General features: G+C 63.2%; 23 protein-coding genes. 18 read left to right on the top strand and 5 right to left on the bottom strand.

The genetic code is table 11. The features are described from left to right. Positions 1-402 precede the first annotated feature (402 nt). Complete coding sequence (locus ACVOMB_RS09970) at positions 403-669, top strand: hypothetical protein (protein ID WP_481531015.1); 267 nt, start codon at positions 403-405, stop codon at positions 667-669. A 196-nt stretch (positions 670-865) separates the two neighbouring features. Further along, positions 866-1489 carry a hypothetical protein gene (locus ACVOMB_RS09965; protein ID WP_481531014.1) on the top strand — a complete coding sequence of 208 codons (624 nt, stop codon included), beginning with the start codon at positions 866-868 and terminating at the stop codon, positions 1487-1489. 129 nt (positions 1490-1618) lie between these two features. Here ACVOMB_RS09965 and ACVOMB_RS09960 read toward each other — a convergent pair whose 3' ends face one another. After that, on the bottom strand, positions 1619-2512 hold the full coding sequence (locus tag ACVOMB_RS09960) for an NAD-dependent epimerase/dehydratase family protein (RefSeq protein WP_481531013.1): 894 nt from the start codon (positions 2510-2512) through the stop codon (positions 1619-1621). 680 nt (positions 2513-3192) lie between these two features. On the opposite strand from ACVOMB_RS09960, the gene ACVOMB_RS09955 reads away from it, so the two are divergent. From ACVOMB_RS09955 to ACVOMB_RS09940, 4 genes are all read left to right on the top strand, one after another. Continuing rightward, positions 3193-3690: a hypothetical protein gene (locus ACVOMB_RS09955; protein WP_481531012.1), complete on the top strand. Its 498-nt coding sequence runs from the start codon at positions 3193-3195 to the stop codon at positions 3688-3690. A 453-nt stretch (positions 3691-4143) separates the two neighbouring features. Beyond that, positions 4144-4446 (top strand): hypothetical protein, encoded by a 303-nt coding sequence (locus tag ACVOMB_RS09950; protein ID WP_481531011.1) that lies wholly within the window; start codon positions 4144-4146, stop codon positions 4444-4446. 92 nt (positions 4447-4538) lie between these two features. Continuing rightward, positions 4539-5099, top strand: a complete 561-nt coding sequence (locus ACVOMB_RS09945; protein ID WP_481531010.1) for a HEAT repeat domain-containing protein — start codon at positions 4539-4541, stop codon at positions 5097-5099. Positions 5100-5272: 173 nt separating this feature from the next. Beyond that, positions 5273-5677, top strand: a complete 405-nt coding sequence (locus ACVOMB_RS09940; protein WP_481531009.1) for a hypothetical protein — start codon at positions 5273-5275, stop codon at positions 5675-5677. Positions 5678-5788: 111 nt separating this feature from the next. On the opposite strand, the gene ACVOMB_RS09935 is transcribed toward ACVOMB_RS09940, so the two are convergent. Next, the gene (locus ACVOMB_RS09935) at positions 5789-9499 is read right to left on the bottom strand and encodes an indolepyruvate ferredoxin oxidoreductase family protein (protein ID WP_481531008.1); all 3711 of its coding nucleotides are present in this window, start codon (positions 9497-9499) and stop codon (positions 5789-5791) included. 169 nt (positions 9500-9668) lie between these two features. Here ACVOMB_RS09935 and ACVOMB_RS09930 point away from each other — a divergent pair, with 169 nt between their 5' ends. The 3 genes from ACVOMB_RS09930 to ACVOMB_RS09920 all read left to right on the top strand — a co-directional run bounded on the left by ACVOMB_RS09930 (position 9669) and on the right by ACVOMB_RS09920 (position 12423). Continuing rightward, positions 9669-10307, top strand: coding sequence for a tetratricopeptide repeat protein (locus ACVOMB_RS09930; protein WP_481531007.1), 639 nt, complete (start codon positions 9669-9671; stop codon positions 10305-10307). A 106-nt stretch (positions 10308-10413) separates the two neighbouring features. Next, the gene (locus ACVOMB_RS09925) at positions 10414-11328 is read left to right on the top strand and encodes an AEC family transporter (protein ID WP_481531006.1); all 915 of its coding nucleotides are present in this window, start codon (positions 10414-10416) and stop codon (positions 11326-11328) included. 42 nt (positions 11329-11370) lie between these two features. Beyond that, on the top strand, positions 11371-12423 hold the full coding sequence (locus ACVOMB_RS09920) for a hypothetical protein (RefSeq protein WP_481531005.1): 1053 nt from the start codon (positions 11371-11373) through the stop codon (positions 12421-12423). A 168-nt stretch (positions 12424-12591) separates the two neighbouring features. Here ACVOMB_RS09920 and ACVOMB_RS09915 read toward each other — a convergent pair whose 3' ends face one another. Together ACVOMB_RS09915 and ACVOMB_RS09910 are read right to left on the bottom strand one after the other, a co-directional pair. Beyond that, positions 12592-13134 carry a hypothetical protein gene (locus tag ACVOMB_RS09915; protein ID WP_481531004.1) on the bottom strand — a complete coding sequence of 181 codons (543 nt, stop codon included), beginning with the start codon at positions 13132-13134 and terminating at the stop codon, positions 12592-12594. Positions 13135-13213: 79 nt separating this feature from the next. Continuing rightward, positions 13214-14695 (bottom strand): AAA family ATPase, encoded by a 1482-nt coding sequence (locus ACVOMB_RS09910; protein ID WP_481531003.1) that lies wholly within the window; start codon positions 14693-14695, stop codon positions 13214-13216. 134 nt (positions 14696-14829) lie between these two features. Here ACVOMB_RS09910 and ACVOMB_RS09905 point away from each other — a divergent pair, with 134 nt between their 5' ends. The 5 genes from ACVOMB_RS09905 to ACVOMB_RS09885 are packed head-to-tail and all read left to right on the top strand — an operon-like array spanning position 14830 to position 18963. Further along, positions 14830-15462, top strand: coding sequence for a nucleotide-binding protein (locus tag ACVOMB_RS09905; protein ID WP_481516977.1), 633 nt, complete (start codon positions 14830-14832; stop codon positions 15460-15462). A gap of 19 nt (positions 15463-15481) precedes the next feature. Next, a complete protein-coding gene (locus ACVOMB_RS09900; RefSeq protein WP_481531002.1) occupies positions 15482-15958 on the top strand; it encodes a SixA phosphatase family protein in 477 nt (158 codons plus the stop codon). A gap of 4 nt (positions 15959-15962) precedes the next feature. Then, positions 15963-16532: a YceI family protein gene (locus ACVOMB_RS09895; RefSeq protein WP_481531001.1), complete on the top strand. Its 570-nt coding sequence runs from the start codon at positions 15963-15965 to the stop codon at positions 16530-16532. Between the two features lie 5 nt (positions 16533-16537). Continuing rightward, a complete protein-coding gene (locus ACVOMB_RS09890) occupies positions 16538-18505 on the top strand; it encodes a phospholipase D family protein (RefSeq protein WP_481531000.1) in 1968 nt (655 codons plus the stop codon). A gap of 29 nt (positions 18506-18534) precedes the next feature. Further along, entirely contained in the window at positions 18535-18963 is a 429-nt protein-coding gene (locus ACVOMB_RS09885) for a hotdog fold thioesterase (RefSeq protein WP_481530999.1), read from the top strand. Positions 18964-19149: 186 nt separating this feature from the next. Here ACVOMB_RS09885 and ACVOMB_RS09880 read toward each other — a convergent pair whose 3' ends face one another. Continuing rightward, the gene (locus ACVOMB_RS09880; protein ID WP_481530998.1) at positions 19150-21723 is read right to left on the bottom strand and encodes an EAL domain-containing protein; all 2574 of its coding nucleotides are present in this window, start codon (positions 21721-21723) and stop codon (positions 19150-19152) included. Positions 21724-21920: 197 nt separating this feature from the next. Between ACVOMB_RS09880 and ACVOMB_RS09875 the strand changes: the two genes are divergently transcribed. Genes ACVOMB_RS09875 through ACVOMB_RS09860 form a run of 4 tightly spaced genes read left to right on the top strand, consistent with a single transcriptional unit; the run spans position 21921 to position 26509 of the window. Beyond that, positions 21921-22712, top strand: a complete 792-nt coding sequence (locus ACVOMB_RS09875) for a lysophospholipid acyltransferase family protein (protein ID WP_481530997.1) — start codon at positions 21921-21923, stop codon at positions 22710-22712. 57 nt (positions 22713-22769) lie between these two features. Then, on the top strand, positions 22770-23756 hold the full coding sequence (locus tag ACVOMB_RS09870) for a YheT family hydrolase (protein ID WP_481531054.1): 987 nt from the start codon (positions 22770-22772) through the stop codon (positions 23754-23756). A gap of 58 nt (positions 23757-23814) precedes the next feature. After that, positions 23815-25884, top strand: a complete 2070-nt coding sequence (locus ACVOMB_RS09865; protein WP_481530996.1) for a tetratricopeptide repeat protein — start codon at positions 23815-23817, stop codon at positions 25882-25884. 13 nt (positions 25885-25897) lie between these two features. Next, positions 25898-26509, top strand: coding sequence for a YbhB/YbcL family Raf kinase inhibitor-like protein (locus ACVOMB_RS09860; RefSeq protein WP_481530995.1), 612 nt, complete (start codon positions 25898-25900; stop codon positions 26507-26509). Positions 26510-26619: the final 110 nt, after the last annotated feature.

The following is a 26619-nucleotide window of genomic DNA, read 5'->3' as shown; positions in this document are numbered from 1 at the left end:
GCATGTAGCTCGCGCCACAGGCCTGCCGCCAGGAAACCAAGGTCAGTCTGCACTTCAGTGATGTGTGGTCGCCCTCCCGCACGTCCGCAGCGAACCGCATTGGCAATTCATGCTGATGAATTGGCAATTCAAAGAGATCACTGCAGATCCATCAGCACAGAACGACTCGCCTGTTCACCCACAAATATTCACCTCGGTTTTGCATAGATAACTGCGCAGACCACGCGTTGGTCTATCAAATTCAGCGACTTTCCGTGAGCTTGCTGAATTCAACCAACAACGCTGCTCATTCAAACACCTTCACAGTTCATCTACCTGTGCAAACCTCAGCTGAAAGCGCATCACGCCCCTCTGCAAAAACGTAGCTATATTCGAGATCCCCCAAACGAAGGAGGAAGTGGAATGTTCATGACCAAGCAAAAAATGGTGATGGCGCGTACGCTCGGCGTGGCAGTCGTCGTCATGAGCCTGGCGTCCTGCGCAACCTATAAAGAAGAGTTTGCAGGGATCAACTCACGCCTCGATCAACTCGACACAAGGGTGCAGGGCGCGGCACAGAGCGCCGAATCTGCCAATCAGTCTGCACAGCAGGCCAACCAACGGCTGGATCAAATTGAAGGTCGCGTCCAGCAACTCGAAAAGGCACCACGTCGCACACCGCGAGGCTGATCGCTCCGTTCGAGTCATGATGAATATCTAAATTCGGGACCCGGTGGCCTTTACCGGCCACTGGTTTCCTCCCCCTCAGTCAGTCTACGTTGCAAGGAACCGTCCCATCCGCACGCACACATACCCTGTAATCCTCGCCGCCATTGGCGTGTTCGCGTTCGCGAGCGTCGACGTGGCCAGTGCCCAGGAAGGCTCCGTGCAGCAAACGGCAAGCGCCGTCGATCAGCTTCCGCCGGACCAGAAGGTGTCCGACACGGTGATTGAACTCGCCGGCTGGGTTGTCGCAAGCAAGGACAACCAGGGTTATCCATTCGCGATCATGGACAAGGCCGCTGCACAGATTCTGGTATTCAGCGGCGACGGCCGACTGCGCGGTGCCACGCCCGGACTGTTTGGCTCGGCAATCGGTGATCACATAGCTCCCGGCGTCGCCGGCCTCGCGCTGCGCGAGATTCCGGGCCGCGACCGCACCACACCTGCCGGCCGTTTCGTCGGCGGCTTCGGCCCCTCGCTCGACGCAGGCCGCGTGCTGTGGGTGGACTACGATTCTGCGGTCTCCATCCATCCCACCGCTACCGGCGTGCCAGCCGAGCGACGTGCAGAGCGCCTCGCATCGCCAACACCGGACGACAACCGTGTCACCCACGGCTGCATCAACATCGCACCGGACTTCTACGAACAGATCGTCAGCCCGACATTCGAACGCGGCGGCCTGTTCTACATCCTGCCGGACAAGGACAGCCTGGAAGAGACCTTCCCGGAATTCGCAAAAAGCCGCGCCGCCGGGAAAGACAGCGAAGGCAAACACGCAGGTCGCTGAAGAAGGTGTCCCGCCTGCGCCTGCGCCTGCGCCTGCGCATCCGCATCAGCAGCGAGAGGCTCCTTCTTTTGTAGGAGCGGCGTAAGCCGCGAAGCAAGCACCGCCTACCGACCTACCAATGCAACCGAATCAATCCACAGTCCTATCAACGAACCCACGCGCATAAGGCAACACCTCCAAACTACGCCGATCCACCTGCGCAAAAACTTCGCTGAAACCATAAGCCGGCTCCCAATCCAACGCCCGCCGGATAGCAGCATTGTCGTAAACCCGATCAATGACCGATGGCAGCGGCCAACCACGCCGCATATGCTCGGCAACCAACTCCGGGCAACGCAGACGCAGTACTTCAACTGCATCACACCCCAACTGTTCAAGGTCTTCGCGCTGGAACGGAGTCGAGCCGCTGACAACAAATCTGCTGAACGAACCAGCCGGCAACGCCAACGCCGCCACATGCGCATCAGCAACATCGCGCACATCAATGCCGCGGTGCAGGCGCAGCACTGACATCTGATCTGCAGGCTGCGGGAAACAACGCGACATGCGGATGACGCTACGTGTCAGCCCTGCACCGGACCACCCGGCCAGAATCTGCTCGGCTTCCAGCTTGGTGCAGTGATACACAGTCTTGGGCTGCGGCACCACGGATTCGTCGATCCAGGTGCAACCCTGCTCGGCGACAGCATCTCCATACAGTGCGGTGGTACTGGTGTAGACCACCTGCTTCACACCTGCCTGCTGTGCAGCCTCCAGCAGCTGATGCACACCGACCACATTGACCCGCTCGAACTCGCGATCAGATACCAGGCCGACATGCGGCGCATGGTACGAAGCGGTGTGGAAGACCACATCCACACCCTGCAATGCCGAGTGCAGCAAGCGGCTATCGGTGAAATCACCAATAAGCGACGAGCAGGAGAAAGGGGAGCGGTCGAGGCCAATGACCTCATGGTCTGCGGCAACCGCGTTGTAGATTGCGCGGCCAATCCGGCCAGAACTACCGGTGATAAGAGCTTTCACGGAAAAGTGCGTCTGGCGCCCGGGATCTGCCGGGATGCAGGCATGGTAAATCCATTGCTACATCTAAGGCTGCGCGAGGGACGCGCGCGCCCCCATTGTTGACCGAAGGCCGCCATCGACCCAAAGCGGGCCAACGCTGTCTAGAAAGAACTGCGCGACTCATCCACACAATTCTGCACACACCCAGAAGGGACAGGGGGATTCAGTAACTGCGATTTCCATTCTCTGCAGATAGCTGGCAACCACGCTGGTGTGTGTTGAGAATGTAGAAGCCATTCTTCTGTCGTGACATGGGCGTGCCCGATGCGTCCAACACGGCCACTATCAAGGAGTGATCGATATGGCTTCACCCAGTCTTGTTGCACTGACCGTTTTCATCCTGTGGGCATTGCTGTTGATCGCGTTGATGGAAATCATCCGCTCAAAGCTTGTCCTGCAGAAGGCCGTTGCTGCGAGCGGGTTCAGGCCTGACAACGCGAAGCGGGCGGGGCTAATCCGCGGGCAATTCACGGACACCTGCGGCTGCGATTTCCGGAGGAGAGCAACATTCTGCATCGAAGGTTCGCAAGGGTCACCGCGAGTCCTACATGGCAACTGCTCGGACTAATCTGAGCTGCTCCAACAGAGAAAGTGCGTCATCGGTGAACTGACAGCCCGCTTTGAAGAGGGAAAAGACCACCATGTGGAAACCGTGCCTGCTTGTCGTGATCTGCGCCCTGATGGCTGGGGCCTGCGACATGGCTGTTGCTTCGCCCGTCCCTGAGTTGCCGCTGCCCAACGAGGCCGAATACACCGCGCAGATCAACGCCTGGCTGGATGAACGGAATGCGGGGAGAGCTGCCGAACAGCTGAGGTGGCAACGGATAGTGGCAGGTGTCTCGTCAGCTTTGGTTCTGGGCTTTGTGGTCTTCGTCTGGCACACCTCGCGCCTGCGTAAACCCTTGGTCTTTCGCATCAGTCGCCTGCTGCTGTGGACCCCCTGCTTCTTGTTGGCAGGGGCATGGTTTTGGCCCCTCCTGCTGGCAGGGACGACCCTGGCGCCCGTGATACTAGGCATATGGTGGAAGCGCGCCCTGTCGTGGTGGGAACTGGGCGTTGGTACGCTCCTATGTCTCGCGATGCTGGCCGTGATCTGGATGGTGTTCAGCGTGCTGGGCGGCTTGGGAAGGGGGTTATGAAGCCGTATCGGGCTTGTTGCCGCAGATGGGCTACCAAGCGGTGACGGCGCCCGCGTGCGGACTGACGGCCGCAGTGATGCCTGTCCTAAATTCTGTGTGAAGGGAGTTCCCACGCAGATGAGCCGCCGCACCGTATGACCAAGTGCACGCCTGAGACCGCACGCGAACCCCTGGTCTAAAACGGCTGAGCCTGACTTTCGATTTGGGACATGTAGGTGATTCATACGACCATCCGCCTCTGGCCGCAGGCCGCCATCGACCCATAGCGGACATTTGTGTCGCCGCCGAGCCTAGCGCTGGGTCTGGGTATACGCCGGCTTGTTAGCCGTACCCAGCCGCCCTAAGATCGACCCGTTTAAAGGGATAGTGCGCCATACGGCGCGTTGTGGGTAAATCGTATAACCGAGTCCAGGGACCCGGCTATTGGATAGTTAGACCGCTAAGGATTGCTCAGTGAACTCTTTGGTCTCTGCTTTTCAGATTGAATTTTTCGTGGCAACGCCATGTGCACTTGTAATTCTTTACATGCAGGTTCGTGGCTATCGCAAGCACAGGAAGCAGTTCTTCGCTACCTTGGCAACCTCAACCGTATTTGCGGTAGCCGCTACCCTTATGAGGGCACTGCCATACTTCGTTCAAATGCCTGAAAGCCAATCGGCCATGCTGTACAGGCTATCTGTCCCGCTGGCTATTCTTGCCACTGCACTTGCCACATGGGGCAGCGTCCAACTCTTTCAGGCATTCGATGATAAATAGCACGCCAGCATCGCGGTCTGACAAAATGTTCAAACCGACGCCGCTTCGCGGCGCGGCTTAATTCCGGCGTTGGGCATCAATGGAGGATTCCCATGTTTAGCTGGTTCAAACCGAAAGCGGCACCTCCACAGCCGGTGAACCTTAGTCCGAGCCTGGATGGCGTGTCTTGGTACCGAGACATCTTGAAGAAGGTTGAGAGCTTCTGGGCTGTGAATCCAATCGAGCCGCCAAAGCGCTCGTCCTTTCTCTTGAACTACCTTCGTAGCGCCATCGAGGCTGGAGACAAGGATCGGGTCTATCTCGCTTTGGAGGTTGCCCTCCGGTCGGAAGGCACGGAAACAGCGGCCTGCCTCTGCGAAATGCTTCTTGTGCGGGAGCACGACCGCCACCAAGAACTTGTGCGAGAGCTCCAGCTAATGGCAGAGCCGTCCGCTGTCCCATATCTCGTCAAAGCGCTCAATTCAAATCTAGACCACATGGTCGAGTACAACGGATCCGGTTCCGGCGTGGTGGCAAAATGGTTCAGCCACGCGCTCTTCGACATCGGCACTCCAGAAGCCATTGAGGCGCTAAAGGCACTCTCAGCTCACTCGAACACTGAGGTTCGTGAAGAGATGGCCTACCGCCTGACCAAACTAGAGGGTTCAAATTGAGGCCCAACAAGTCGTTCCAGTGGGACTTCCCCGCCTTTGGCTGGGACACCCCTGAACGCGGGCGTTGAACGTCCGCTACTGGCCGGTAGCGGACATCGAACAGAATCCGCGCGTATCCAAACTCAGCTCCTAACGAGTTCAGAGGATCCCAAACAATCGGAAGGTTGGAACACATGCTCAAGATCATGGTCTTCGCAGTGGCGCTGCTAGCTGCAAACAGCGCTCAAGCCCATGACCGCCCCATCCGCTCATGCGAGAAAGCACCGCTTCTGGACGAAATCCAGAAGCTGCTTCCCGACCACGTGATCGGCGCAACCGCGGATGTGGAACCGAAGCCAGTAGAGAAGCTACCCTATTTTCCGCACGGCATCTGGATGCGCTCCGGCAGCAGCCTGACCTGCGTCGTGGTTGTCCTGGACGAAACAGGTAAGCCGCAGGACGCCATGGTTTCCTATCCCTCCCGATTGGCTCTGACCGATGAGGAGAAGCAGATGATTCTTTCCGTTCAATGGACGCCGGCACAGCTTGGCGGGCAAGCGCGGCCCTCCTTGGTGTCCATGGATTTCGAGATCCGCTGACGCCGTTTCAGTCGGTAACAATCTGCAGCTTCAACATCAACGCTGAAGCTCAGGCCGCGCAATGCAACCCCCTAGGTTGCATTGCGCATAAGCAACCTATCCGTTGCCTTCTCAGGCCGCCTGCACGATATGCAGCGCCTTCGGGTTGCGCCACGTTGCCAACAGCGTCGCCTCGCGCGCCTTGGCTTCATGCAGGTGCGCTTCCTTGACGTGGCCGTAGCCGCGGATGTGCTCGGGGATGCTGGCGATATCCACTGCCAATGTCAGACGACGTGCGTCGAGTGAGCCGATCAGTTCCTGCAGCGTCTTCTCGTAGTCACTGATCAACTGGCGCTCGCCGCGGCGTTCCTCGGTGTAACCGAACACGTCGAAGCGTCCACCGCGCAGGCCCTTGAACTTGGCCAACAGGCCGAAGGCCTTGAACATCCACGGGCCGTATTCTTTCTTCTGCAGCTGGCCCTGTTCGTCGCGCTTGCCGAACAGCGGCGGTGCCAAGTGGAAACGCACCTGGTAGTCGCCTTCGAACTTCTCTGCAACGCGCTTGGCGAAGTCGCCGCTGGTGTACAGGCGGGCGACTTCGTATTCGTCCTTGTAGGCCATCAGCTTGAAGAAGTAGCGCGCGGCGGCTTCGCTCAATGCGGTGCTGTCCGGGATCGCCTGCTGCTCGGCCTTGCGCACGGCATCGATCAGCGTGCGGTAGCGATTGGCGTAGGCGGCGTCCTGATAATCGGTGAGGAAGCTGCTGCGGCGTGCGATCAGTTCGTCCAGCGAACGCGACAGGTGTGCGTCGTCCAGCGATGCGAACGCAGCTTCACCACTGGTCGGGCTGGCGGCGGGCAGGCCGCGGATATCCGGCTCGTTGCCCGGATTGCGCGGTGCCGACGGTGCGCCGGCCTCGTTGCCTTCCCATTCGCCGGGCGGCAGTTCGCGCAGCGCGGCCGGCTTACGCTCGGCATCGGTGGGCGCGTTGCGCACCAGGCCGGCGGCCTGCTGCACGGCCTGCGGATCGATCGCGGCCAGGCGGCCCCAGGCGAACGCGGTCTGGTTCATGGTCACGGCGGCGCCGTTGAGCTCCACCGCGCGCATCAGCGATTCCAGCGACAGCGGCACCAGGCCCTGCTGCCAGGCGAAGCCGAGGATGAACAGGTTGGAGGCAATCGCGTCGCCGAGCAGGGCGGTGGCCAGCTGGGTGGCGTCGAGCAGGATCGGGTCGCGACCGCCCAGTGCCAGCTTCACCCCGGCAATGATGTCGGCGGCCGGGAACTGCATGTCCGGGTGGGTGGTGAAGGTGCCTGGCATCGCTTCGTAGGTGTTCAACACCACCTGCGAGCGCTCGCCGCGCACCTTGGACAGCGCCCAGTAGTCGTTGACCACCACCATGTCGCAGCCCAGCACCAGGTCGGCTTCACCGGCGGCGATGCGCACCGCGTGGATGTCGGCCGGGCTGTTGGCGATGCGGATATGGGTGGTGACTGCGCCGCCCTTCTGCGCCAGACCGGTCTGGTCGAGCACGCTGGCACCCTTGCCTTCGAGGTGGCCGGCCATGCCGAGCAGTGCGCCAATGGTCACCACGCCGGTGCCGCCGACGCCGGTGATCAGGATGTTCCAGGGCTGCGAGAAATCGGTGCGGAAGGTTGGTGTCGGCAGATTGTCGAGCAGGCTGGCCGAACCGCTCTTGCTGCCCTTGCGCAGCTGGCCACCGTGCACGGTGACGAAGCTCGGACAGAAGCCCGTCGTGCAGGTGAAGTCCTTGTTGCAGTTGGACTGGTCGATGTCGCGCTTGCGCCCGAACTCGGTTTCCTTCGGTAGCACGGAGACGCAGAAGCTCTTCTCGCCGCAGTCACCGCAGCCTTCGCAGACCAGCGAGTTGATCATGGTGCGCTTGGCCGGGTCGACGATCTTGCCGCGCTTGCGGCGGCGGCGCTTCTCGGTGGCGCAGGTCTGTTCGTAGATCAGGATGCTGGTGCCCTTCACCGTGCGCAGCTGTTGCTGCATGGCGTCGAGCTCGGCGCGGTCGTGGAACTCCACATCACTGGGGAATTCGTGGCGACGTGCCTTCCACTTGCCGATGTCGTCGGACAGCAACACGATGGTGTGCACGCCCTCCGAACGCATCTGATGCGCGATCTGCGGCACGGTCAAGGTGCCGTCCACCGGCTGGCCGCCGGTCATCGCCACCGCATCGTTGTAGAGGATCTTGTAGGTGATGTTGACGCCGGAAGCGATCGCCTGACGGATCGCCAGCGAGCCGCTGTGGAAGTAGGTGCCGTCGCCGAGGTTCTGGAACACATGCTCGGTGTCGGTGAACGCAGCTTGCCCGGCCCAGGTGACGCCTTCGCCACCCATGTGGGTGAAGGTGTCGGTGTCGCGGTCCATCCACGTCACCATGTAGTGGCAGCCGATGCCGGCCAGCGCACGCGAGCCTTCCGGCACCTTGGTCGAGGTGTTGTGCGGGCAGCCGGAGCAGTAATGCGGCACGCGCGGGAACTGCGCGCGCGGCAGAGCCATCTCGGCTTCCTTGACGTCCATCCAGCGCAGTCGCTCTTCAATCGATTCGGTATTGAAGAACCGTTGAATGCGACGGCCGATCACGCCGGCAATGGTGGCTGGGGTCAGCTCGCCGGTGGACGGCAGGATCCACTCGCCCTGTTCGTCGTACTTACCGACGATGGACGGGCGCGCGCCCCAGTTGGCCGGCCAGTTGTAGAAGTATTCCTTCATCTGCCGCTCGATGAAGGCCTTCTTCTCCTCCACCACCACGATGTCTTGCAGACCGCGGGAAAATTCACCGATGCCCTGCGGCTCCAGCGGCCAGGTCATGCCGACCTTGTACACGCGGATGCCGATGTCGGCGCAGGCCTTCTCGTCCAGACCCAGGTATTCCAGCGCCTGCAGCACGTCCAGGTAGCTTTTGCCGGTGGTGACGATGCCCAGCCGCGCCTGCGGCGAATCCATCACCACCTTGTCCAGGCCATTGGCGCGGGCGAAGGCCTGCGCGGCCTTCACCGCATAACGGTGCAGGCGCATTTCCTGCTCCATCGGCGGGTCCGGCCAGCGGATGTTGAGGCCGGCGGCCGGCATCTCGAAATCTTCCGGCAAGATGATCTGGCGGGCGAACGGGTTGACGTCCACCGAGGCCGAGGATTCCACCGTCTCGGCAATCGTCTTGAAGCCGATCCAGCGCCCGGTGTAGCGGCTCATCGCCCAGCCGACCAGGCCCATGTCGAGGATGTCCTGCACGCCGGCCGGGTTCAGCACCGGCATCATCGCGCTGACGAACTCTTCTTCGCTGCCGTGGGGCAGGGTAGAGCTGCGGCAGGCATGGTCGTCGGCGGCCAGCGCCAGTACGCCGCCATGCCTGGAAGCACCGGCGGCATTGGCATGCTTGAACACGTCACCGCAGCGGTCCACGCCCGGGCCCTTGCCGTACCACATGCCATACACGCCATCGACGTTGGCACCGGGGAACAGGTTGGTCTGCTGCGTGCCCCAGACCATGGTCGCACCCAGGTCTTCATTCAAACCGGGCACGAACTTCACCTTGGCCGCTTCCAGGTGCTTGCGCGCGCGCCACAGCTCCAGGTCGAAGCCGCCCAGCGGCGAGCCACGGTAGCCGCTGATGAAGCCACCGGTATTCAGGCCGGCCGCAACATCGCGTTGCTGCTGCATCAAGGGCAGGCGTACCAAGGCCTGCACGCCGCTCAGATAGATGCGGCCATCGGTGCGGGTGTACTTGTGCTCCAAGCTGTAATCGGAATCACGCACGCCGATCAGCGGGTCGTTGGCGGAGGCAGGCGAAGTAAGTTCGGCAGTGCTGGTCATGGCTGGCCCATTGCGGAAACGGCTGGCGGATGCCAGCCGGCGGCGCCGGTGGCAGCCGCGGATTGTAGCAGTGGGGCCTTTCATCACCTTGTAACCCGTCGCGCGTAGCGCCCGGAGCGGTTAGGATCGGGGCCGGGTGGGGGATAACTGTTTGATGGGGATTGCAGTCATGGGGGTTACAAAGCGCATGGTCGCTGGCGCACTGCTGCTGGCGGGCCTGTTTGTTGCAAACGTGCAGGCGCAGAGCCTGCCAAAGATCAACGAGTTCTATTTCGACGACGATGTGGCAGCCAAGCCGATCCACGCCGTGCCGCCTGAACAGGCAGATGCGGTTGATCAGCTGATGAAGCTGCGCGAGCGTGGTCGCAAAGGTGTGGAAGCCACCGCGCAGCTTGCCAGCATCGCCTACCGTGATGGACGTACCGAGCTGGGCGGCAAGCTGTACGAGGAGGCCATGGCCGCCGTTGCCGACACCTCCGTGCAGGCCCGCAGCCTGCGCTGGAACCACGGCTGGGATCTGTACCGCCGCGGTAATGCGCAGGACGCATTGAACCTGTGGACCAAGGCGGCCGAGGGTACCCGCGGCAATCCGTCGTGGCTGCCGCCAACGCTGGCGCTGGTGTTGTGGAACCTGGATCGCAAGGACGAAGCCATGGCCTGGTATGCGGCAGCCGTGCGCACCGAGCCGGGGCAATGGACTGAGGCGACCGCTTACCCGCAATTGCTGCCAGCGTGGAGTGATGCAGAACGTTCGCAGCTGGCCCAGGTACAGCAGGCATGGGCGGCCAAGCCGCCGGCATGGCCGTAAGATCGTTGCTGCGGTGCAGCACGCGACTGGCGTGTTGCCACTGCGACGGGAGGTTTTGAGCCAGCGCTGATTGCCCCTGCGGGGCAGTCCTGCACATGCTTGCATCATGGCATTCGACGCATTCGCACTGATCCTGACCATGCTCGCGCTGGGCATGCTGTTTGCCCGTTTGCGGGTGTTCCCGGACAACGCCGCCGACGTGCTCAACAAGGTGGTGCTGTACATCTGCCTGCCAGCAGCGGTGCTCACTTATGTGCCCCGCCTGCAGCTGGATGCCTCGTTGATCGGCATCATGCTCACGCCGTGGCTGTTGATGCTGCTGACCCTGGCCTTGGTAAGCCTGGCCACGCGCCTGTTCGGTTTCCAGCGGCAGGTGCATGCGGTGTTGCTGCTATGCGTGGCGTTGTGCAACTCCAGCTTCATCGGCTACCCGATGGTGCGCGCGCTGTTGGGTGACCATGCCCTGCCGTATGCAGTGGTCTACGACCAGTTTGGCACCTTCGTGATGCTGTCCACCTTTGGCTTGTATGTGCTGGCGCGTTACAGCGGCGACACCCCGCCCAGCACCGGCCAGATCCTGCTGCGCATCGCCAGGTTCCCGCCGCTGTGGGCACTCATCTTCGCCCTGCTGGTGATGCCGGCATCGCCGCCGCCGTGGATCGCCGGCGCATTGAAGAACGTCTCCGACGCGATGCTGCCGCTGGTGATGCTGGCAGTGGGCCTGACCATCCAACTGCGGTTGTCGCGCGCTGAGCTGTCGCCGCTGGGTGTGGGCCTGCTGCTCAAGTTGCTGGTACTGCCGGCGGCAGCACTACCGCTGTCGTGGGCGTTTGGCCTGCAGGGCGAAATGCTGCGGGTCAATGTGCTGGAGACTGCAATGCCGACCATGATCACCGCCGCCGCGTTGGCCATTTCACACCGGCTGGCGCCACGCTTGGCAGCGGCGATGGTGGGCTATGGCATTGTGCTGTCGTTGGTTACCTTGCCGGCTTGGGTCTGGGTGCTTGATCGGCTGGTTTGAGTCAGTATGTAAGCTTGGATGCTCTACAACGAGGAAAGCAGGATGCGTAAACCCTGGTTGATGTTCACTGGCTTGGCCTTGATGGCTGCAACGGCGGGCGTGGTTGCGCAACCGGCAAAAGCTGAAGCCACGCCGGAGCATATGCTTGCGCAGATCGAAGCGATCAACACTGCACGGTTGCAGCTTGGGCGCGAGCTTGCTGCAAGTGGTCAGCCGCGCAAGTTGTATGCGGCGTGGTTGCTGGCACCGATGAGCCTGGATCTGGCACGTGGGAAAACCAGCTACTCGCCGGAGGCTGACACCTGGTTGATGCGCGCGATACGCACCGGCAGCGAGGATCCGGTGATCGCGGCGGCTGCGATTACCCGCTGCCTCCGGGTGGACGAGTGCAACGTGGAACAGGCCCGCGTCACGCTCGCGACCGCAGACGCCGAGGATGCGGGAAGCCAACTGCTGTTGATGCGCTTGGCCGAGCACCGCAAGGATCCAATCGAGGCGGAGCGCGCCTGGCTGCGAGTGGCAAAAGCATCGCGCTACCGCGACCCCGCAGCGACATTGATCGGCGTACTGAATGTGGCCACGCGCGACTATCCCTGGCCGCTGACCGATCCCGCGCAGGCAGCTGAGTGGCAGCGCCACAACAGCGGCAACTATCTTGAACAGGAGCGCACCGTTACTTTGTTCGGCATCGCTGCGATGCATTTTCCAGCGGATTTGAAGCAGGTGATGGAGACTTGCCCCAAGTCCGCGCCTGATGCGGCAAAGCGGGAGCAATGCCGACATCTGTTCAATGTAATGGCCAACAGCAGCTCGCTTCTGCTCGCCGGCTATGGGGTTTCGCGCATGGCAGAGCTGGAGCAAGGGCCGGCGCAGGCACCATGGTTGGCGCGCAAGCGCGAGCTGCAATGGGTCACCACCGAAGCGACGGACATCCTGGGTGACGAAACCAGCAAGGTCACCAAGGTAAGCCCTGCCGAATACACGCGCTGGCTAGCAGAACTGGGCGAGCTGCCAGCCATGCGCCGTTTGCTTGCAGCCTATGGTGTGCAGGTGACGCCGCCCGTTGATTGGCAGCCAAAGTTGGCTGCGCCCTGACCAGCAGCCTCAGGTTCCGCTTACCTGGGATACGGAATCTGAGGCTTCGCTTGGCGAATGGATCCTGTTGCCGTTGCGACTGAAGCCGGGGATCTGATTGGCACGACGCCGTAGCAGGAAAGCGTGGGTGAAAGCTGCAAAAAATCTTCCAGTGTTGAGCTGGAATTTCTATTTATCTGGAAGTGCTCTCATCAAAAAGGCACCATCGGCGTAGATGACGTCACATCCAGCCGCGGCGCATTCTTCCGACATCTCATCCTTGGATGTAATCCTTCGAACAGATTCAATCGAAGGAAATCTTCCACCTATCACTTCCGGGACAGTCACGCCTTCGCCGAATGTGACAGGAGCGGAAGCCTCGAAAAAGCCTTCCACCCGATAATAGCCCGGCATGGAAAATCTACCTGCAATGTCAGGAGAATTTCCGACCATGATTGCTGAGACCAGGTCCGCTACGTCAGCAGCTTCTTTGCTGGCATATAGAAACGTCGAACCCTTTGCCGGGTAATACAGAACAACATCAATGTTTTTGCCTAGGAAAAGGTCCGACTGCGCAAAAAGTTGCAAAGGGGAAATCCGGCAGGCCCCATTGATGGCAGTGATCTTGTTCTGGCAAGCATCGTGCGGCGGTATGGAAGAAGGGGCCGCGCAACCCAGTAGTGAAAATATCGGAATGATCAGTGTGACAAGCCTAAGGGAGGACTTTGGCATTTCGAATGACTCCAATTCGTTCGATATCCAGAGGGTCCGTCTTTCCCCTGTTTAAATGGAATTTACCTTCGGGCTGATTTCAATCCGCCGGCACGGTGCGCTCGCGCGCCCAGTCGCGCAGTGATTGCACCTGCTCGGCCATCAGCACCGACAGCGGTCTTGTATTGCGGATCTCGGCCATCAGCAGCTCGGTATCCAGTGGCTTTTGCTCGGCATGGGCGGCGTACAGGCCGGCGACCACCGCCTGCTCGATCTCGGCACCGGAGAAGCCATCGCTGGCTGCTGCCAAGGCGGGCAGGGCGAACAGGTCCGGCTGCAGCTGGCGGCGCAGCAGATGCAGCTGCAGCAGCTCGACGCGGGCGTCGGGCGAGGGCAGGTCAACAAAGAAGATTTCGTCGAAGCGGCCCTTGCGCAGCAGTTCGGCCGGCAGCTCCTGCACCTGGTTGGCGGTGGCGACGATGAAGACCGGTGCCTTGCGCTCGGCCATCCAGGTCAGCAGGTAGCCGAGCACGCGACGCGACACGCCACCGTCCTCACCACCGCTGGCCAGCCCCTTCTCGACCTCGTCTATCCACAGCACGCAGGGCGCCAGCTGCTCGGCCGAGGCCAGCGCGTCGCGCAGGTTCTTCTCGGTCTCGCCGTGGTACTTGTTGTACAGCGTGCCGAAATCCAGCCGCAAGAGCGGTACGCCGAAGCCGGCGGCGGTGGCCTTGGCCAGCATCGACTTGCCGCAGCCCTGCACGCCGAGCAGCAGCATGCCCTTGGGCGGATCCAGTCCGGGCGGGGCATTGCCGGAGACAAACACCGCGCGGCGCTGCTCGATCCAGCGCTTGAGCCGGCGCGCGCCAGCCACGTCGCTGAAACGGGCCGAGTCGTATTCGTAGTGCAGGTGGCCGCTGCGGTTGAGCAGCTCGAACTTGAGCTTGGCCAGCTGCGGCAGGTCGTCGGCCTGCAGGGCGCCATCGGCGAAGATCAGCTGGCGGGCGATGCGGCGGGCGTCGGTCATGCTCAGCCCGCGCAGGTTGCGCAGGATCTGCTGCACCGCCTCCTGGTCCACCTCGACCCGGCGCCCGCCGTTCTCCTGGGCATAGCTGGCCGCTTCTTCGCGCAGCATCTTCAGCAGCGCGTTGGCATCGGGCAGGCGTGGGTTGAAGCGGGTCGCCAGCGCTTCCAGTTCAGCCGGCAGCTCGACCTTGGCGCCGACCAGCACCACCACGTGTGGCTGGCTGTGGCGGCGCTGGATGATGTCGCGCAGCAGCCGCTGGTGGCTGGCGTAGCCCAGGTAGGGGTGGAAATCGAGCAGCAGGTAGATGCCGCGCTGGTCGGCCTCCTGGATCATGCGCAGGGCGGCGCTGGCGTCGGGCGGGCCGACCGCCTCGTCCTCGCGGTCCATGTCGATGCGGCGCAGGCCCTCGGTGATCGACCAGCGGTACAGCGAGCGCCACACATGCATCAAGGCCTCGCGGAACAGGCCCACGATACGGGTCTCATCCTGCGTTTCGATGACGATCAGCGGCGTGTTGGCGCGGATCAGTGCGGTCAGGTCCTGCAGCTCGCTCATGGTGGTTCCAATGCCGGGGGCGACACGATAGCAAAGCCGCAGGCCTTACCGGGGTGGCGTCCTCACCGGATGACTACCTTTGCTAACGCGGGCCGGTGTACGCTGCAGGCAAGTCCCGCGAAAACGAGGCGTGCATGAAGACGATTCTGGTAGCCGGCTCCAAAGGCGGTGTCGGCAAGACCACCATCGCTACCCATCTGGCCGCACACTCGGCCTTGTCCGGCCAGGCAACGGTGATCGCCGATGCCGACCCGCAGGGCTCCAGCACCCGCTGGGCGCAACGCCGTTCCATTCTGGACAGCGCCGTGCTGCCGGTGGATGTGCACCGCAAGAAGAACTGGGAAAAGCTGATCCCCGACGGGGCCGAGCAGGTCATCATCGATGCTCCGGCCGGTGCCTATGGCGAGGACTTGGAGCGCTTCATCGACATCGCCGATGCGGTGGTGGTGCCGGTGCTGCCCTCGGCGCTGGATATCGAGGCCATCGTCGGCTTCCTCAACAGCCTGTCCAAGATCAAGCGCATCCATTCGCGGGCGGTGCCGGTGGGGCTGGTGCTCAACCGCACCAAGCCGTGGACGCAGACCTCGCAACAGGCCAGGCAGATGCTGGCCGATTGGCCGTATGAGGTTGTCACGCAGCTGCGTGACAGCCAGAGTTATGTGGTGATGGTCGGGCTTGGGCGCAGCCTGTTCGACTATCACTCTGCACAGGTACGCGAGCACCAGCAAGACTGGGAGCCGCTGCTCAAGTGGTTGAACAAGGTCTGATCAGGAGTACTAACCGACCATGCGTGAATTGATCCTGCTGCGACATGCCCATGCCGAACCGGCGGCCAATGGCCAAGCCGATCTCGACCGGCCCCTCTCACCGCATGGCTTGGCCGAGGCCGAGGCGGCCGGCCGTTGGTTACAGGAAAACAAGTTGGTGCCGGACCGGGTGCTGTGCTCGCCGGCGCGGCGCTCCCGCGAAACCCTGGAGGCAGTGCTGGAGCGTACCGGTTACGTCGAGCAGCGTCTGGAAGAACGCATCTATGACGCCGCACCGGGCACCCTGGCGGCACTGCTGGACGAGCACAACGAGGTGGAGCGCGTGCTGGTGGTGGGCCACAACCCCGGGCTGGAGCAGCTGGTGGCGCTGTTGAACAGCGGCCAGACCGGTGATTACCGCGGCATGCCGCCGGCATCGGTCGCGGTATTGTCCTTGCCGAAGGAGTCACCGATCGAACCGGGCATCGCCAATTTGACCGCATTCTGGTGGCCCTGATTCCATGGCGGTGGCGCGGTATGGGCTGCTGCTGATTCTGTTGATGCTGGCTGGCTCGGCCCTTGCGGCCGAGCCATTGCATTTCGACACGGCACATTCCCGGTTCGGTTTTGAAATACGTACCCGCTTCGGGCAGAAGGTAGAGGGGGTTTTTCCACGCTTTGAGGGCTGGATCACGGTGCTGCCCGATGGCCGCCACCAGGTGCGGCTGCGCATGTTCACCGAGTATGTGGAGATCCCGGAGCGGCCGCGTTACACCGGCTGGATCCGCGGCGAGGACTTCTTTGATGCGGCGCGTTACCCGGTGGTGGAGTTCGACTCCGACCCCTATGACCCGCGCTTGACCGAAACCGGCGGCGATGTACTGGGGCGCTTGTCGATCCGTGGCATCAGCCGGCCCGAAGTGATGCGCCTGGCAAAGCCTGAATGCGCGCGGCCCGGCTATGATTGCGACCTCATCAGCCGCGGTACCATCCTGCGCGGCCGATATGGCATGGATAGCTGGCAGATGGCCCTGAGTGATCGAGTGATATTCGTACTGCGTACACGCCTGGTGGGCGCCCCCAAAACGTGAGAGCCGTGATCCGTCTTTTGCCGGTGCTGGCGCTATTGCTGGCCAGCGGTTGTGCCTCGCTGTCCAATCAGCAGCGCGAGCGTGCCGTTGGCATTGCCGTGGCTGCGCGTTCCACCGTGGTGGACTGCGACCAGCCCGATCGCTGTGCGCTGGATTCGCCGCTGCGCGCGCTCGGTGGCAAGGCCATCGCCGAATCCACCGCGCAGGCACCGCGGCACTACGCCACCATCGTCGACGAGGGCGAACTGTCGCTGATAGCGCGGTTGAACCTGATCCGCAGCGCCACCCGCAGCGTGGACCTGCAGACCTATATCTTCGACACCGACGACAGTGCGCGGATGGTGATCGACGAGCTGCTGGCCGCGGCCCGGCGCGGGGTCAAGGTACGGGTGCTGATCGATCAGCTCTCGGCGATCTCCGACCTGCAGATGCTGGGTGCCTTGTCCGGCGCGCATGCCAACTTCGAGCTGCGTGTCTACAACCCGGCGTTCGGCAAGGCCAAGCTCAACTACTTCGACTATGCCGGCAGCGTGCTGTGCTGCTTCCGTCGCTTCAATCAGCGCATGCACAACAAGCTGCTGGTGATCGACGATGTGATCGGCGTGGTGGGTGGCCGCAACTACCAGGATGACTATTACGACTGGGACAAGGAATACAACTTCCGTGACCGTGACGTGGTGGTGGCCGGGCCGGAGGCACGCGAGATGGCCGCGAACTTCCAGGCCTTCTGGGAAGCACGCCGCAGTGTGCCGGCCGAGCGGTTGAACGACGTCGGCAAAACCTTGTTGAACGAAGGCGTGCCGGCATTGCCGCAGGCGGCGTTCCGGCGTCCGGACCGCATCGCGCGGGTGGATGCGGAAGCCTCCGACCCGGACTTCATCGAGCAGGCATTTGTCGCCACCGCTTTGCCGGTAAGTGCGGTCAGCTACGTCGCCGATCTGCCACGCAAACATCGCCGTGAACGCGAGGCGCAGCCGCTCAACGGCCAGCATGTGACCGAGCCGAAGTTGGATGCGTTGATTGCACAGGCGCAGACCGAGGTGTTGTTGCAGACGCCGTATCTGGTGCTGTCCAAGCCCGCGCAGGCGTTGTTCGAGGGCCTGCGCGAGCGCGAGAATCCACCGCGGGTAGTGGTGTCGACCAACAGCCTGGCGGCCACCGACAACCCCATCGTCTATGCGCTGTCCTACAAGTACAAACGCCGCAATCTGCGCGTGCTGGGCTTCAACATCTACGAGTACAAGCCGTTTCCGCTGGACGCGCCGATCGACTACGCGCAGCTGTTGCCGGCGCCACTGGACGGCGAGCCAGCCGTGGCCCCCACCCGCAATCGGGTGATTGGTGGCAGCGCGGCCGGTAGCAATGTGCGCGGCAGCGGTTCCGGGCGCCGTCTCAGTGCCGACGGCAGCGAGGTCGAGCGCGAGGTGCTGCGTACTGAAACCCGGCCCTCGTTCCTGGGCACGCGTGCGGTCAACCGGCCGCTGCCGGTTACCCGCCGCGGCGCGCGTATGGGCCTGCATGCCAAATCGCTGGTGGTGGACCGTCGCATTGGTGTGATCGGCACCCATAACTTCGATCCGCGCAGCGAGAACTACAACACCGAAGGCGCGGTGATCATCGACGACCCGGCGTTTGCCGAGCAGTTGGCGCAGAGCATCCTGCGCGACGTGCACCCGGACAACTCCTGGGTGGTGGCACCGCGCGAAAAACCGCCGGTGCTGTCCGGCCTGAACTACAGTCTTGGCAAGGCTTCCGAGGCGCTGCCGATCCTGGATTTCTGGCCTTGGCGCTACGCCACCGACTATGCCTTCAAACCGGGCCCGGACTGCCCGCAGCCGTTGCGTCGTCAGGACCCGGACTTCCACAACTGCTACACCGCGGTTGGTGACTTCCCGGAGGTCGACGTCGGCCCCAAGTGGGTGCTGGTGCGCATGCTGACGGCCTTCGGTGCGGGACTGGTCCCCATCCTCTGATCGTTCCATTCCCCCGAGAGGTAGCTGCAATGAGCCAAGTATTCCGTGCGCCGGTTGACCTGCAGTTGGTCAACGAATTGAGCCGCAACACGCTGATCGACCACCTGGGCATCGTCTTCACCGCGGCCGGCGATGATTGGTTGCAGGCAACGATGCCGGTGGATGCGCGCACCAAGCAGCCTTACGGTCTGCTGCACGGCGGTGCGTCGGTAGTGCTGGCCGAGACGCTGGGCAGCAGCGCCGGCAACCTCTGCGTGGACCCGGGCCAGCAGGTGTGTGTCGGCCTGGAGATCAATGCCAACCATCTGCGTGCAGCGCGTAGTGGGGTGGTTACCGGGACTGCGCGCGCGCTGCATGTGGGCCGCACCACCCAGGTGTGGGAGATCCGCATCGAGGATGAGGCTGGCAAGCCGGTGTGTATTTCGCGGCTGACCTTGGCGGTTGTGGCTGTTGGGTGAGTGAATGGCGCTTAGGGCTAAGCGCTAGGAGCTAAAGGGCACCCCTCCCCAGCCCTCCCCTTGCCTGCGGCAAAGGGAGGGGGCGCAGCTTTACCCCCTCCCTTTCGCGTAGCGAAGGAGAGGGTTGGGGAGGGGTAGCTTTTGCTCCTGCCTCTGCTCCCCGCCCGTACCCGCAGCAACCTCCAACTAAACCAACACCGCCACCGGCAGATGCTCGCGCACCCAATCGGCCAAGGCTGGTGCCGGCAGTGCCGGGGTGAAGTGAAATCCCTGCGCGATCTGGTAGCCCTGCGCACCGAGCAGGCGTAATTGCTCCAGGCTTTCCACGCCTTCGGCAACAACTTTCAGCTGCAGGCTCTGGCCAATGTGGGCGATGGCCTGGGTCAGTGCGCTGGCGACCTTGTCGCCTTCTATGCCGCGCACGAAACTGCGGTCCAGCTTGAGTTCGCTGATCGGCAGCTGGCGCAGGTAGCTGAGGCTGGAATAGCCAGTGCCGAAGTCGTCCATCGACAGCCGCACACCCAGTGCATGCACCTGCCGCAGCGTCTGCAGGGTGATCGGGTCGCCATCCAGCAAGACGTCTTCGGTGATCTCCAGGGTCAAGTCGCTGGCGCTAAGTGATTCGTGTTGCAGGATCTGGCTGATGGTGTCCGGTAGCGCGGCGCTGTGGAAGTTGGTTGGTGACAGGTTCACCGATACCGACGGCACCTCCAGGCCTTCCTGACGCCAGCGGGCCAGCTGCCGGCAGGCCTCGCGCAATGCCCATTGGCCGAGATCACCGATCAGCCCGGCCTCTTCGGCCAAGGGGATGAAGCGGATCGGTGGCACGCTGCCCAGGCGCGGATGCTGCCAGCGCGCCAGCGCCTCTACGCTGTGCAGGTGTCCGCTGCGAATATCGATCTGCGGTTGGTAGTGCAGCTGCAGTTGGCCTTGTTCAAGCGCTTCACGCAGGGCCGTTTCCAGCGCCAGGCGTTCCTGTGCGCATTCGTCCATCTCGCTGCTGTAGAAACGCACCCGGTTGCGGCCGTTGTGCTTGGCCTGGTACATGGCGACGTCGGCATGGTGCAGCAGTGAGTCCATGTCGTTGCCGTCATGCGGAAAGATGCTGATGCCGATGCTGGCCGAGGGCCGGATCTCCAAGTCGCCCAGCGCCAGCGGCAAGCCCAGCGTGCGCAGGATGCGCTCACTGCGCTCACTGGCGGCAGGCACATCGCAGCGGTTGAGGATGACCACGAATTCATCGCCGGAGAGCCGGCCGACGATGTCCATCGGTCCGGTTTCTTCCTGCAGGCGTCGCGCCACCGTGCGCAGCAGTTCGTCACCGCCGGGGTGGCCGAAGGAGTCGTTGATCTGCTTGAAGCGATCCAGATCGATGAACATCACCGCCATTGTCTGCCCGTGATGGTTGGCGGCGGTGATGGCCTGGTCGGCCTGCGCATGCAGCAGGCTGCGGTTGGGCAGGCCGGTGAGGTCGTCGTAGAACGCCAGCCGGCGGATCCGGTTGCGCGCTTCCTCGCGCTCCAGTGCCAGCGCGCAGAGATGCACGATCACTTCGACCAGCCGGTGATGGAAGCTGTCCGGGTCGTAGGGCTGCCGATAGTAGAAGGCGAAGGTGCCAAGCACGCGGCCATCGTTGGCCTTGATCGGGGTGGACCAGCAGGCGGCCAGGCCGTGTTGCAGGGCCAGATGGCTGATGCCTTCCCAGTTGGGGTCGCTGGCGATGTCGCGGCTGAGCACGGTCTGGCCGCAGTACGCGGCGGTGCCGCAGGCGCCGGTTTTCGGCCCTACCGGCACGCCGTCCACCAGCCGGGTGTAGGCTTCGGGCAGGCTGGGCGCAGCCAGGTGGCGCAGCCGCCCGTCTTCCACCCGCAGCACCGAGCACAGCACCTGCGGGGCGATCTTCTCCACCTCCAGGCACATCATCTGCATGACCTCGGCGGTGGGTACTTCGCGCACCATCGCGTCGAGCATCTTGTGCTGCAGGACTTCGTGCACCTTGGTGCGGGTGATGTCCATCAGCACGATGACCAGGTTCACCAGCGTGCCGTAGTCATCGAAGATGGGGTTGGTGCTGACCGAGCACCATAGCGGCTGCCCGTTCTTGCGGTAGAGCCGCTCGTCGGCGCGGATCGGCTGCCCGGCCAGCAGGCGCGCGGTATAGGCGCTCAACTGCTCGGGCGAAAAATTCTCCGGCGCCAACAGCGCCGGCACGTACTGGCCCATCGCCTCGGCGTCGAGGAAGCCGAACAGGCGCCGGAAGCCCTTGTTCAGATGCACGATGCGGCCTTCGGCATCGGTGATCAGCACCGCGCTCTGGGTTTCATCGAAGCCCAATGACAGCAAGCGCTCACGGGCCTGTGCCAGGCGACGTGCAGTGACGTCGCTGACCAGTACCATGCGGATGTTGCGCTCACCGTCGGCAATCTGTGACAGGGTCACGCTGATCCAGCAGGTGCTCTGGTCCTTGCGGATCATCTGGATGTCGTGCGGATCGGCGACCAGCTCCTGCACGCGGTTGCTGTCGCCTGGGTACAGGCGGGTGTTGTAGCGCTCGCGCATGCTGGCTGGTGCCAGCGTGCCCAGGTTCTTGCCCTGCAGTTCGGTGCGGGACCAGCCGGAGATGTTTTCCATGGCATGGTTGACGTACAGGATGGTATTGGCGTCATCGAACAGGATCACGCCATTGCCGATTTGTTCCAACGCCGCCGAGAACAAATGCAGCATGTCTTCTGTCGATGACAGCAGCTGCCGGTCCATCATGCCGTCCCCCTGAACGATAGTGTTGTTGTACACATTTCATGCCGGGAAAGCTGCCGGCGTACCCTTAAAACCCGAGCCGACCGGTACTTCGTGCCGATAGTGTGGCACGGCGCACTCTTTGGCAGCGTCTTCGGGAGTGCCTATCAGCATGGTCCTCATGCTGGCGGAAGCCGGACCGCATCCGGTATCGTGCGGGGATGACTTCCCCCCGTCCCGCCCGCCAGGGCGGTGTGGCCCGCGTGTTCCGTTACTTGTACCGCGCCCCGCTGCTACTGGTTCACATTGTCCTGTTCCTGCCGCTGATCCTGCTGCTGATGACGCAGCCGTTGGGGCGTATCGGCCCCGCCAGCAACCCGCTGGAAGAGCGGGTGGTGCGCTGGTGGTCGGGCGGTTTGATGTGGATCTTCGGCTTCCGCCTGCAGCGCTATGGCCAGCCCTTGCCGGGTGCGGTGCTGTTTGTCGCCAACCACGTGGGTTGGGTCGATATCTGCGTGATCCACAGCCAGAAGATGGTTGGCTTTGTCGCCAAGCGCGAAATCGCCGGCTGGCCGGTGGTCGGCTGGGTCGCCAGCCGTGGCCACACCATCTTCCACCAGCGCGGCAACACCGAGTCGCTGGGCGGGGTGATGGAAGAGATGGTCAAGCGTCTGCACGAGCAGCGGCCGGTAGCGGTATTCCCGGAGGGCCGTACCCGCGGTGGCACGGACGTGGGGCCGTTCCACGCGCGCATCTTCCAGGCCGCGGTGGAAGCCGGTGTGCCGGTGCAGCCGATCGCGCTGCGTTATGGCGTGTATGGTGATGCGCAGACCACGGTGGCATTTGGCCCGGGTGAAAGTTTCTTCGGTAATTTCCTGCGTCTGCTCGGTGAGCCTGCACGGCGTGGCGAGGTGCATTTCCTCGAACCCATCGCCATCCAGGATCTGGAAGGCCGCCGGCGCATCGCCGAGACCTCGCGCGCGCGCATCGTGGCGGTGATGGAAGGACCGTAAGGTGCAGATTGCGGCCAACGCTGAGTTGGGCAGTCAACGCCCACCGGGCCGGTCATGCTGAGCGCCTGCAACTACCTGCCGCCGCGCTGGCTGCGTAATCCGCATCTGCAGTCGATGCTGGCATCCAGCCGGCTGCGCTTGCGCCGAGGCCGCCAGCTGCTGGCCGCCAGTGGCGCAATCACCCAGGAGCTGCTGCTCGACGGCGGCGATGGCGTGCGTCTGCAGGCTTGGCACAGCCGCCCGCAGGGCGCGCCGCCAAAGGCGCTGGCGCTGCTGTTGCACGGCTGGGAAGGCAGTGCCGAATCCAGTTATATGCGCATGACCGCTGCGCGCCTGTTGGAGCAGGGCTTTGACGTGGTGCGGTTGAACTTCCGTGACCATGGCAATACCCATCACCTCAATCCGGGCATCTTTCATTCCTGCCGTATCGATGAAGTGGTGCATGCCGCTGCCGATGTGGCGCAGCGCTTTGCCGGTTTGCCGATGGTGGCCGCCGGTTACTCGCTGGGCGGCAATTTCGTGCTGCGGCTGGCACTGCGTGCGCCTGCCGCCGGGGTGCCGCTGCGGCATGTTGCCTCGGTATGCCCGGTCCTGGATCCGGCCGTCACCATGGACAGCATCGAGCGTGGCCCGGCGATGTACGACTGGTACTTCCGCCGCAAATGGACCGGCTCGCTGCGCCGCAAGCGCGCCTTGTTCCCGGAGCTGGCCGACTGCGATGACAGCGTACTGAAGCTGGACATCCGCGCACTGACCGGCTGGCTGGTGGACCGGCATACCGATTTCGGCTCGCTGCAGGAGTACTTCGATGGTTACTCCATTGCCGGTGACAAGCTGGCTGGGCTGCAGGTGCCGGCCGACATCCTGATGGCCGCCGATGACCCGGTGATTCCCTTCACCACCTTCGATCACTGGCGGCTGCCGACCGATGCCCACCTGGAGATCGCGCGCTGGGGCGGTCACTGCGGTTTCATTGAAAACCTGCGCGGCGATGGTTTCTCCGAGCGCTGGGTGGCGCAGCGCCTGCTCGCTGCCGTCAGCTGAACCCAGCAGCAGCGGTCGAGGCCGCTACAATGCGGGTTTGCGCTAACGCTGGACCGCCATGCAAGACAAAATCATTGATGCCCTGCGCCGTAATGCCACCGACGAGGGCGTGACCCTGGCCCAGGCATGGGTTGGCGCAGAACCGCAGCAGGCCCAGGCCCACCGCTGGCTGGCGCTGGCGCTGCAGCAGCAAGGCCAGCTGGAGCCGGCCCAGGCCAGCCTGGATCAAGCGCTTGCGCTGGCCCCGGATGACGCCGCCCTGCATCTGCAGCACGCCGGTCTGTTGTTGGCGCAGCGTCAGATCGACGCCGCCGGTCAGGCGCTGGACCGCAGCACCACGCTGAATCCCAACGAATTCTCCGCCTACCTGATGCAGGCGCATCTGGCGTTGGGCCGTGACGATATCGACGAGGCCGACCGCCTGGGCCGCATGGCCGCACGTGTCGATCCGGACAGCCCCGAGCTGGGCGCAATTGAAGGCATGGTCGCACTGCGCCGTGGCGACGCCGACCGCGCGCTGGCGATTCTGTCGGCCGCCAGCGCCAAGCTGCCGGGCGATGTCCGCGTGCTGTATGCACTGGGCTTCGCCTACCTGGGCAAGGACATGGTCGCTTTCGCCGAGCAGGCATTCCGCCGCGTGATCGAATTGAACCCCAGCAACCATGCATTGCGCGGTTTGGTGGTGCAGCTGGCGCTGCGTCAGGGACATCTGGACCGCGCGGCGGAAATGATGCGCGAAGTATTGGCCACACCGGAGGGTGACAACCCGGGCATGCGTCGTCTGGCCGGTGAACTGGAACTGGCCTCGGACCAGCCGCTGCAGGCGCTGGAACACCTGCGCCCCTTGCTGCAGCAGGTGCCGGGCGACCGGCCGACGCTGCAGATGCTGTTGATGGCGTGGCAGCGCCTGGGCCGCGAGGAAGAAGCGCGCAGCGAGCTGGAAGCTGCCGTGCAGGCGCATACGCAACATCACGATCTGTGGATGGCGCGCTTGGCCGTGGCTCAGGTGGGCAGCGAAGAAGCCGTCGATGTCGTCGAGCGCTGGCTGAGCGCGATGCCCGAGCACCTGCCGGCGTTGGAAGCGCGGATGAGCCTGCATGACATGAACGAGCAGGCCGAAGAGGCCGAAGCCGTGGCGCATCACATCATCGCGCTGGAGCCGGGCCGGGTCAGTGGCGAACAGCGTATTGTCGAAGCGCTGTTGCAGCGTGAGCCGAGCGCGGCGATCGCGCATGTGCAAGCGCTGATGGACAACGCGCCGGAGCAGGCGCGCATCGGTGTACGCAGCTGGCTGGGTGCAACCCAGGACCGTGCTGGCGACCGCGCTGGCGCCTTGGCGACGTGGCTGCGTGTGCACGAAGAAATGGTACCTAACCGTCTACCGCTGCCGCAGCAGGCACGTGCACCGGCCGAGTGGCCGGCGATGGGCGAGGTGGCTGGCGACAATCCGGTGCGGCCGATGTTCCTGTGGGGCGCGCCGGGTTCGGGCGTGGAACGTGTAGCAATGGTGATGGCCGCCGGTAGCCGCGTGCTGCGTGACGACCGTTTCGGACCGACTCCGCCCGATGACGCGTTCCAGAATTTCTTGACCCTGCAGCGTCTGGCCACCGACGTGCTGACGCCGGAACAGCTGGTGCAGCAATGGCGCGAAGCGCTGCCGGCGCGCGGCATCGAAGACGGCAACGTGATCGACTGGCTGCTGTGGTGGGACAACGCCCTGCTATGGGCGTTGCGCCCGCAGCTGCCGGAAGGCCGCTTGGTCATCGCCCTGCGTGACCCGCGCGACATGCTGGTGGAATGGTTGGCGCTGGGTGCGCCGGCACCGTTGGCGGTGACCTCGTCCAGCGAGGCTGCGCAGTGGCTGGCACGCGCGCTGGCGCAGGTTGCGCTGCTGCATGAGCAGGATCTGTATACCCACATGATCATTCGTACCGACGATGCGGTGAATGATCCGGCGGCGATGGGAGCATTGTTGGAGCAGGCCTTTGGTCTGCGTTTCCCGCCGGTGCGCAGTCTTGGCCCGGGCACCATCCCGGCTGGCCACTGGCGTAACTACGCGCAGGTGTTGGCATCGGAGTTTGCAGTGCTGACCCCGGTCGCAGTGCGTCTGGGTTACCCCGAAGCCTGATCAAGGAGCAATGATGAAACTGGACAGTCAGAGTTTTCAGAACGGGCAGCCGATTGCGGCCGAGTTTGCTGCCGGCGATGCCAATGGCTTCGCCGGCAACCGCAACCCGCAGCTGGGCTGGAGCGATGTACCGGCCGGCACGCGCTCGTTCGCGTTGATCTGCGTGGACCCGGACGTGCCGACCGTGGCTGAGCTGGTCGGTCGTGATGACGTCAGCATTCCGCTGGACCAGCCGCGTGCCGACTTCGTGCATTGGGTGATGGTGGATGTACCCGCCGAGCTGCGCGAAATCGCTGCTGGCAGCTGCAGCGATGGCTTCACCGCGCATGGCAAGACGCAGCCCGCCGGTCCGCTGGGTGCACGTCAGGGCATCAACGATTACACCGGCTGGTTTGCCGGCAACGCACAGATGAGCGGCACCTACTACGGCTACGACGGCCCGTACCCGCCGTTCAACGACGAACGCCTGCACCGCTATTTCTTCCGGCTGTTCGCGCTGGATGTGGAGCATCTGCCGGTCGATGGTGCGTTCACCGCCGCCGATGTGCATCGTGCCATGCAGGGCCACGTGCTGGCCGAAGCATTGGTGCATGGCACGTATACGTTGAACCCGAAGCTGGGTTGAACGCGATGCATGTTTTGTAGGAGCGGCGTAAGCCCCGAACCAGGAGATATGAAAAGTTTTAGGGATGGGGGGGGGGGGGCCCGCCAAAAAACAAAAAAAAAAAAAAAACG

Source organism: Stenotrophomonas sp. STEN018, assembly GCF_056760235.1.
Note: the sequence above shows the minus strand (reverse complement) of the source record. Positions and strands in the feature narration are given on the sequence as shown.